Below are 8107 nucleotides of genomic sequence, written 5' to 3'. Positions count from 1 at the left end.
GCCCCTTTACTTATTGGTATGGTAAGCAGTATAGACAATTTTAAAGGTTGTTAAAACATCAAACGGGACTTATATAGAATGCCCTTGCTTTCACACGTCGATACGTACGCTCACTCATGCCAATTTCGTTATACACCATATAATCGCATACATCTTCGTCTTCTAAATATCGTTTAACTATAATGTCCCTCTGGTTTTTTCCAGCTGTACTGTTTCCAAATCGACTTAATGCTTGTTCCACTCGAAATGCCATTTTCTCTAACCATTCTTCACGTTTGCTTTGTTGAATATTAGAGATTGCTACATCCTCTAATGGGTTGCCAACTGCATGTGTAGGACCATGCTCACGTATTTCATAAGAAGGAGTGACTTTCATTTCCTTACGCATCATTCCAAATTGCTTATATATACGTACACTTTCCAGAATCCGCTCTAATTTCTCTTGTGTTGCTACTCTATCGATTTTTGGTAAAAATGATAATTGTTCAGTCATATAAGACCACTCCTTTTTATTTTTAGATTACTTTTGTCTTATTGCTCCACGTCTACGCTCGTAACAAGGTCTATGCATCCCCATTAAATCTTCAATGTCGCGAGTACTTAATTTCTCTTTTCGTTTTTTCTTAGTTTTCTTTTTTGCTTGATTCGATTGCTTTTTCCATTCACGTAGCTGATCCTTTAATACCTTCATTTCCCCATCTCCCTTTTCAAAATAAAAAGGACACCTATTCCTAAAACAGCTTTAATTGCTGTTTTAATGAATTGGTGTCCTCTAGTTTTCTAGCCGGACTGTATTCTGTTTGCGTTCACTTTAAAATACCAGCTTGTACAAAAATGTTTCTCCAAGCTTTATTGACTTTATGCTTTTCCACTTCTTTTGTACGACGAGCAATTGCTTTTCTAATTTTTCTTTTCTTCAAAGGTTTCATTCTGCTAACCTCACTATCTATTAAAAGGATTATTTTGTTCGGATTTTAAATTATAAAATCACTGTGCCGTACATTAATTCACACAACCATCTATTTCTACTGAATCCAATACAGTCACACCTAACAATTCATAATTTCCAACTCATTCAGTAGCTCGCCAATACCTTCTTAAACAGGTTTATTTTTCATTTTTGACCTCTTATTTTCTATCCATCTATCTTTTTTTATTACCAACTCGCTTTATTTGGTTTTAAAAACCATTTTTTCTGGTTTCCTTGTATAAAAAAACGCATTCATGTGCATGCTGTAAATACCTCCTTAAATTGAATTTTTTGTCATTTCAGTCATCCTTTTGTTTAAGCAGTTAGCTTTTGCTACCTGCTTCTTTTTTGGTTTAACGAACCATTTTATTGAACGTACATATACTATCTTGAATCCTTACTTGCCCAACTATTCTATGTTCATGACTCACACACATAAACATGGATAAATGGTTTAAGGTTTCATAAGCGGGCACTCTGGCACAAGTGCTCGTTTTATTTTTGCGATTTCTTACCAAGTTATTTTTTAATGGTTAATATATAGTTCCAATTTCCATAATGGTTATATGGAATATTTATAAGATTATTCCTCTTAAATATAATTCCAACGCTCTTTTATTACCCTATGATTTAATCAAATTAGCTTTCACTTTATGGTTTTTAAAACTTGCTCAACTTTGATTGGAATAAACCACATTTTTTTAGCAAACATAAGAAATACAATCCCTTTGAAAAAGGAGTTATCGATAATGCACGACTTTAAACAACAAAAGATTTTCACTAACAATACTGATTTTTACATGTTGGTTGGAAATTATACTTCTATACTCAGTTATCATAAAACATTAGAAGCTGCCATATTAGCTTTAAAGTCTATTTCTGGATCTGATAATACATGGCCTTCAGTTTGGATTATGGCACCTGGTGAAACTTTTTTTGAACCTTATATAAATACAATCCCTGAGGAAAATAGTAATACTTCATACGATTCTTTTACTTCACTTAAAAACATCATAGGTGTGGAGGAAGCTGCTAAATTTTTAGGACGTTCCTCTCAAACAGTAAGAAATATGTGCGTTGCCGGCAAATTACCTGCTAAAAAAATTGAAGGAAAGTGGATTCTCGATAAAACTATGCTCAAGTTCTGAAAATGAAGATTCTTGTCTTTCTAAAAAATGAAATTTTTATACAAAAGACACACAATTAAACAAACATAAATTCATATGATATATTGCATCCTTTCTTTTTGGAGTGCATAGTTGTTACAAAAGGGCACTTTCCGAAGTTCTCTTCCATTTACACGCCAAATAGCGTTTTTATAAAAATCTTTTCACCTTTTAATGAGACAAATTATTGTGTGGGGCATTCCAGTCCATACGTTCACACCTTTTAGGCTAAAAGCACACTTATATGTATGCTCTTTTTTATTTACTTTCAAATAACGCTTTTGTTCAGTTTTCTTGTGAGTTCTCCCAATCTAAATCCGAACAATATACTGTAATTCTTTCGCCTTCGATATCTGGATCATCTCCTGGTTTCCACTCTTCATCTCCAACAATAATATCCGTTACTTGCGGAGTGAGAACCGGTATACGATGACCTCTATTTTCTAAGATATATTTTTCAGCTTGTTCAACAAATTCTTTTTCATCTTTGAAATTTCTAATGTCACTGAGAACAATCAACCCATCATAATCTTCAAGAAACCCTTTAATAATTGTTTCCATCTCTCATTCTCCTTTTCTACAAAATTCAAATTTTATTTGAACTTATTCGTAATCGTTGTTTGTGTATGAGACACTTTTCCCTTTACCCAATATAAGACTTGCTGTCCATATCCGCTCTTTGGGGCTTCTTCAAAGTTGATTTTCCCATCCACCACAATGTAGATGCCGTTTGTTTTCATTTCTATTTCTCTTTTCATCTATGCCTGTTCTCCTTTGCATTGGCTTGTCCATTTTAGGCAATTCCTGCGCTCCCTTGATAAAAATACCCTTAGTCCAACTCCATAATTTCTTTCAACGTTCGATTGGACACATATACTTTTATAATTTGAATTCCCCCATATTTTTCTTCTGCCTTTTCTTTTGCTTCACTCTCTGTATTGACTTCAAACCAACGTAACTTCTGCTTTTTATCTCGATCATAAAATTCTACTGCATAAGTTGGTGTTACTGAATGATTAGAGAGAAACTTCGCAGCCGTACTATGTGCTGTATAGTCCATGTTTCCTACGATGTCTTCAAAAGTTAATTGTTCCATGCTCTCAACTCCATTCCCGCAAAATGATTCATTTCTCTCTTTTACCGTCTATAGCTTTCTCCCTCGACTTCAATCAAATAATCTTTTGCCATCCCTAGCAATCTATCAGCAGCTGCAAAGCCGATTTTTTCAGGTAAGGTATATTCATCTTCATTCGAACTGAAAATAATGGGCGCTTTACGCTTATATCGCTCATTAATGATTTCGTAATACATTTCTTCACGGGATTCTGTATGTTTACTCTTACCTAGATCATCCCAAACCAGCACATCCGCATACTCTACGACTGTATGGAGCTTTTCAAAGTACTCCTTTTTATCATCACGCTTTGCTGACATAATCTCTGTCATAAAAGTGACATCACTTATACAAACTACTCTGCACCCTCTCGGCTGTGCATTTACAATCTCTTTATTTACAGTTTGAATATTTTGTATCACCCACCTAGCAGCTGCTATCTGGAGATGTGTTTTTCCTAATCCATAATTGTTATGAAGCTTCATTTTTTCAACCCGTTCATTGATGGATAAGGATTTTAATCTTGCTTCGCCATATGTAGCGATATATCCAAAACTATTGCGTGTCGTACTTCTGATTTCATTGAATTTCTTTAAGTATTCCATCATGCTGTTAAACATCTTCTTTTGCATATCTGTATTGCGTATATAATTTTTGAATCGCGCTTCTTCAAACTCTTCTGGAATCATTGCGTTTTTTAATCTTGCCATTTCAGATTTTTTCTTTTGGCAATCGCACATCCTCCCTGTCCATCCATCTAAGATCATTCCCGTTCCACTACATAATGCACAGGTATCATCAGGCATCTTCTCCGAGCCATTCAACGTTATTTTCATATTCTTTTTGTGATGCTGCCCGTTCTTCGTCAGTAAGTTCTCTCCACTTTCTTGTTGGCTCTGGCAGTTTTTCATAGCCCTCTTTTGCAAATCTGCCATGACTTCCGCTATGCTTGCGAATCTGCTCATTTTTCTTCACCTCGTGTTCTTCTTTGGCTTCAATCACTAGCCTGTCCCATTGCTTTCTCAACTTACTAGGTGACAATATATTCTTTTTCCAGAAGGAATGACCCTGAGACCATTCCAAGAGATACACAATTTGTTGATTTGTTTTCTTGTCTCTTTCGCGAATTAAGCGGAATTCATTGGCCCACTTCTCGAAGTTCGGTTCTTTATGTTCTGGGTTAGTTTCTAAAATTAACTGGAATAACAATTTGGCATGCTCCATGTCGCAAGTTTCAAACTTGTGACAAGAAGTCTTTTTATTTGTAGTAATCTCTGTAGTATTCTCTGTAGTAATCTTTGTATTTGTCCCACGTTTCAATGTAGGAGCCTCCTCCGTTTTAGTGTGGGAGCCTCTCTCATTAGAATGTGGGAGGGTGTCACTTTCTGATGTGATAGGGTCTTGATATAAAATAGAAATTTTTTCGATGTTCTTCACAATTGGTTCTACATACATTACGTTGTTATGCTTTATTCCGTTAACTATAATCGTACGAAATTCAATTGCGATTAACTCTCTTTTCACTAAGTATTTGCACGCTTCTATTACTTGTCTTTTGGTAAAACCGAATGAATCAGCCAATTGTTGATAACTTTTTTGAAGTTTGTCTGCTTTAAATTTTTGTTTATACTGGATTTCATTCGTTCTTTCATCCTTTATTTCAGTTGGTTTATACCAATAAAAAATTTCGCTAAGTATTGTAATCGCAACCATATATGGTTTGCCATTTTCTAAAGTAAGGTACTTAAACCAACCTTGGTCTAAAGTGTTACCTTGAAGGTTTATTCTTGCGACTTTTATTACATTGGTATTCATCCACGTCACCCTTCTCTATCTAACATTTTTTCAATATATCTTTACTGCTAGGGTATTTGATATTTCTCAACAAGAAAGATTTAATATTTTTTATTTTCAATCTTTTATCATTCACTTTTTCCTGTTAGAATGATGAATAAGTTATATTCTTTCACGAAATACCCTGACTTTTGACCTGCTATAACAGGTCTTTTTTTGCATCTCGTACGCAACATGTGTTATGATGACACCACATGTGTTTCTATTAGATCACCAGCCCCAACTGGTGGTTTCTCTTTATCATTCTTTTCCCCAAGAAAAAGGATTTTTGTTTTATTGGCTTATAATCTGGATTCATCTTTAAAAATGCCCGTGTCTTTCTTGTTTGAACAGTAGATTTTTTCATCTCTAATTTTCTAGCTATTTCTTCTGTGGTATACCCTTCACCGACGTGCAGAATAATTGACTTTTCTTGTTCTTCAAGTACACTCGTCACTTCTTCAAATTCAATGGATAATATCGCTTCTTTTTCCACATCAATAGGAGATACTGCATAAAATTCTTTTACTGTTTCCTCATCTCGATGCAAATCAATCGAATGAATATTCATTTTATTCCGTTCCTCATGACCAACTCGTCTGCTTATCTTAAAAGGCGTCCCTTTCAAGTGAAGCTCATCACTCATTGCCCATTTCATGCCTTTCATCACGTATGCATTGAATGTATCTACTCTGTCTGGATCATAACTCACACAATGCTCCCATAAATACAGATGGCCAACTTGTATTAAATCATCTAAATCCATATTGTTCATTTCTGCAATCTGCCCAGCTCTTGCGATACTTCCAAATTGTTGCTTGATTGCTGCAATTACTAAATATTTCTTTTCTTCAAATAATTCTTCATCTGTCATTTTTTACCACCATTTCTGAATTGGAATTAGAGAATTTTGTAGGATTTTTCTCCTTTTTGTCGAATTTATAAGATTGAAAGGAGAATTAAATATGCTTAAATTTCACTGCCATTCATGTGGCGAAAAATTTTAAATAGCTTTTGAAAACCTATACAATAAGGTCGCTATTCAATGTCAAAACTGCAATCAACCACTACCGCCGGGCGCTGTTAAATCACTACGAGATTTTAGTGAAGCTTATATGGATACAATTGATACACTTTATAAGACTGGTGAATATCAACAGTGCTGGAGTGTTTCTATTGTTGGCACAGAAAAAGCAATTCCTGAAGAAGCCCATAAATATAGATTTATAAGCACCGTCGATAAAGAAAGTCACTGGAAACATCGACGTAAACCTTATGTTCCTAATAAAGTCGAAAATTCAGAATTAACATCTGATATTTCTGATGACGAATTACCCTTTTAATCTTTAGTCACGCGACGACTAACGCTCATTTCATTAAGAACTAATTCAATCTCCGGTAAGAAATCTATAGCTTTTTTGAAAGTCCAACCACTTTCGATAAATACATTAATAATTCCAAGCATTACTTTTTCTTGATTTCCAGCCTCTGTTACCGCAGGGGCTGTTGTTTGGTTCTGTTGATTATTATTCATTTTTCTTTCTCCTTTTCTTGTTAATTTGCCAAGGTACTACCATGCGCTTTCTTCACAACTGAAGCATTAATCCCTCTACTTCTTAAATAATCTACAATCCCCAAAATGCTTTTACGATCCTGTTCAAGTTGGTTATCATATTTTTCTTTCTCACGGTATAGCGCTATAAGCTCCCGCCGGGCCAATCGTGCTTCTTTAATCCAAATACAAAGTAACAATGGGTCATTCTTTTGAATTGCTTCTATTTGTTTCTTTTCACAATGCTGCAAGAATTCATCTAGTATTTGTTTTTTCTGTACATCTTTCTTTAAAACTGATAACGTCATAACACTTTCTCCCCTCAAATTCATTCCACATCTTTTGTAAATTCTTTAATTGGTTTATCTAGTGCATAAACAGCAAATAGAAACCCACAGATGCTAAATCCAGCGATACATACTGAGACAATACTTTCTTCCATCATGGTTATCTTCCCTTTTCGGCTTGTTCTACATCTCAGAGAACTTAATTTGAGAGTTTACTACATTGATTGTTTCGCTCAACACGATTGGCAACGTGTACTCTCCGACAATCTTTGTTGCTAATGCTAAATGACCACGTTTAATTGCTTTATGACTTGTTACTCCGAATTCACGGTATAGCTGATTATAGATATCACGGTAGACCTTACCTCTTATTCCTGCATGTTGGTACGCATTAGATTGTTTACCACCTAGTAGCGCAACGCCATGACGCTTAACTGCATTGGATACTTCGTCACATTCTACTGCGAATAACGGGGCATTCTCTCGTAAGTCTTTGACATCTGATTTGATGTGCTGAAGTTCTTGTTTTTGCCCTTCTAACGCTTCGAAAGTAAGCTTTAGAATACTCATGGGATCTGTAGGAACTTGTTGTTGTTTTTTGATGTGGTTTTTCATACGGTTAAACTCATTGATGTATTTTACCTTTAGCAAAATTGCTTTTTGCGTTGTATAACTCATGGTTACGAGCATAAACGCATCGAAGTTTAAAATGTATTTTTCTTGTATTCGATTGCGGTTATCTCGATATTCAATGGGCTCAAATTTGAGCGTATTAAAATTAATACCTAGTTCGTTCACTTCAGCACTATGTTGTAGACTGGCTAATTTCGAAATTGTTTCTAAGATATCTCGTTTTATATTTTTGTGCTCCTTGCCAAACATCTCAGCAATTGTTAGACTGTCTGTTACTACCTCGCCGTTGTTTTCAAATACTAGTCCATTTGACATTTGATCGTTTGCTACTGTTAATTCATTCATATAAATTCCTCCTCATTTTTAATAATGCTTGTCCACCCTATGCACTTGGAATGACTCGTATTGAGTTCGTATGACGATGTACTAAATGTAATTCATCATCTACTTTCTTAAAGATTAGCCAATTATCAGGATTTAAATTATATGAATTGATATGAATTGATATGTATCTTCTCTCTCTTGGTTGGTCTTTTACCGTTTTTCATGGGT

At 34.8% G+C, this 8107-nt stretch carries 14 protein-coding genes and 1 pseudogene; 2 read left to right on the top strand and 13 right to left on the bottom strand.

Going from position 1 to position 8107, the window contains the following annotated elements; translation table 11 throughout:
• Nucleotides 1–58 precede the first annotated feature (58 nt).
• The 3 genes from PDL00_RS23145 to PDL00_RS23135 form a co-directional block, all read right to left on the bottom strand.
• The gene (locus PDL00_RS23145; RefSeq protein WP_270731301.1) at nucleotides 59–493 is read right to left on the bottom strand and encodes an ArpU family phage packaging/lysis transcriptional regulator; all 435 of its coding nucleotides are present in this window, start codon (nucleotides 491–493) and stop codon (nucleotides 59–61) included.
• Nucleotides 494–520: 27 nt separating this feature from the next.
• Nucleotides 521–691, bottom strand: a complete 171-nt coding sequence (locus tag PDL00_RS23140) for a hypothetical protein (protein ID WP_098618395.1) — start codon at nucleotides 689–691, stop codon at nucleotides 521–523.
• 115 nt (nucleotides 692–806) lie between these two features.
• Nucleotides 807–929 (bottom strand): DUF3983 domain-containing protein, encoded by a 123-nt coding sequence (locus PDL00_RS23135; protein ID WP_098112003.1) that lies wholly within the window; start codon nucleotides 927–929, stop codon nucleotides 807–809.
• A 790-nt stretch (nucleotides 930–1719) separates the two neighbouring features.
• Here PDL00_RS23135 and PDL00_RS23130 point away from each other — a divergent pair.
• Nucleotides 1720–2118 (top strand): helix-turn-helix domain-containing protein, encoded by a 399-nt coding sequence (locus PDL00_RS23130; RefSeq protein ID WP_270731296.1) that lies wholly within the window; start codon nucleotides 1720–1722, stop codon nucleotides 2116–2118.
• A gap of 303 nt (nucleotides 2119–2421) precedes the next feature.
• Here the strand turns inward: PDL00_RS23130 and PDL00_RS23125 are convergent, their stop codons facing one another.
• The 6 genes from PDL00_RS23125 to PDL00_RS23100 form a co-directional block, all read right to left on the bottom strand.
• Complete coding sequence (locus tag PDL00_RS23125) at nucleotides 2422–2697, bottom strand: hypothetical protein (protein WP_270731294.1); 276 nt, start codon at nucleotides 2695–2697, stop codon at nucleotides 2422–2424.
• 32 nt (nucleotides 2698–2729) lie between these two features.
• Entirely contained in the window at nucleotides 2730–2894 is a 165-nt protein-coding gene (locus PDL00_RS23120) for a DUF3954 domain-containing protein (protein WP_270731292.1), read from the bottom strand.
• 71 nt (nucleotides 2895–2965) lie between these two features.
• The gene (locus PDL00_RS23115) at nucleotides 2966–3232 is read right to left on the bottom strand and encodes a hypothetical protein (RefSeq protein WP_270731290.1); all 267 of its coding nucleotides are present in this window, start codon (nucleotides 3230–3232) and stop codon (nucleotides 2966–2968) included.
• 41 nt (nucleotides 3233–3273) lie between these two features.
• Entirely contained in the window at nucleotides 3274–4086 is an 813-nt protein-coding gene (locus PDL00_RS23110) for an ATP-binding protein (protein WP_270731288.1), read from the bottom strand.
• The gene (locus PDL00_RS23105) at nucleotides 4049–5065 is read right to left on the bottom strand and encodes a DNA replication protein DnaD (protein ID WP_270731286.1); all 1017 of its coding nucleotides are present in this window, start codon (nucleotides 5063–5065) and stop codon (nucleotides 4049–4051) included. The genes PDL00_RS23110 and PDL00_RS23105 overlap by 38 nt, the downstream gene beginning before the upstream one ends.
• 244 nt (nucleotides 5066–5309) lie before the next feature.
• Nucleotides 5310–5957 (bottom strand): sigma-70 family RNA polymerase sigma factor, encoded by a 648-nt coding sequence (locus PDL00_RS23100; RefSeq protein ID WP_270731284.1) that lies wholly within the window; start codon nucleotides 5955–5957, stop codon nucleotides 5310–5312.
• Between the two features lie 241 nt (nucleotides 5958–6198).
• Between PDL00_RS23100 and PDL00_RS23095 the strand changes: the two genes are divergently transcribed.
• A complete protein-coding gene (locus PDL00_RS23095; RefSeq protein WP_270731282.1) occupies nucleotides 6199–6426 on the top strand; it encodes a hypothetical protein in 228 nt (75 codons plus the stop codon).
• On the opposite strand, the gene PDL00_RS23090 is transcribed toward PDL00_RS23095, so the two are convergent.
• From PDL00_RS23090 to PDL00_RS34920, 4 genes and pseudogenes are all read right to left on the bottom strand, one after another.
• Complete coding sequence (locus tag PDL00_RS23090) at nucleotides 6423–6617, bottom strand: hypothetical protein (protein ID WP_270731280.1); 195 nt, start codon at nucleotides 6615–6617, stop codon at nucleotides 6423–6425. The two genes, PDL00_RS23095 and PDL00_RS23090, sit on opposite strands and share 4 nt — an antisense overlap.
• Before the next feature lie 20 nt (nucleotides 6618–6637).
• Nucleotides 6638–6943 carry a hypothetical protein gene (locus PDL00_RS23085; RefSeq protein WP_270731278.1) on the bottom strand — a complete coding sequence of 102 codons (306 nt, stop codon included), beginning with the start codon at nucleotides 6941–6943 and terminating at the stop codon, nucleotides 6638–6640.
• A gap of 162 nt (nucleotides 6944–7105) precedes the next feature.
• Complete coding sequence (locus PDL00_RS23080; protein WP_270731276.1) at nucleotides 7106–7900, bottom strand: Rha family transcriptional regulator; 795 nt, start codon at nucleotides 7898–7900, stop codon at nucleotides 7106–7108.
• Nucleotides 7901–7937: 37 nt separating this feature from the next.
• Nucleotides 7938–8103, bottom strand: a pseudogene (locus PDL00_RS34920) (DUF6906 family protein).
• Nucleotides 8104–8107 lie beyond the last annotated feature (4 nt).

Source organism: Bacillus cereus group sp. TH152-1LC (assembly GCF_027710505.1).
Classification (GTDB): domain Bacteria; phylum Bacillota; class Bacilli; order Bacillales; family Bacillaceae_G; genus Bacillus_A; species Bacillus_A mobilis.
Note: the sequence above shows the minus strand (reverse complement) of the source record. Positions and strands in the feature narration are given on the sequence as shown.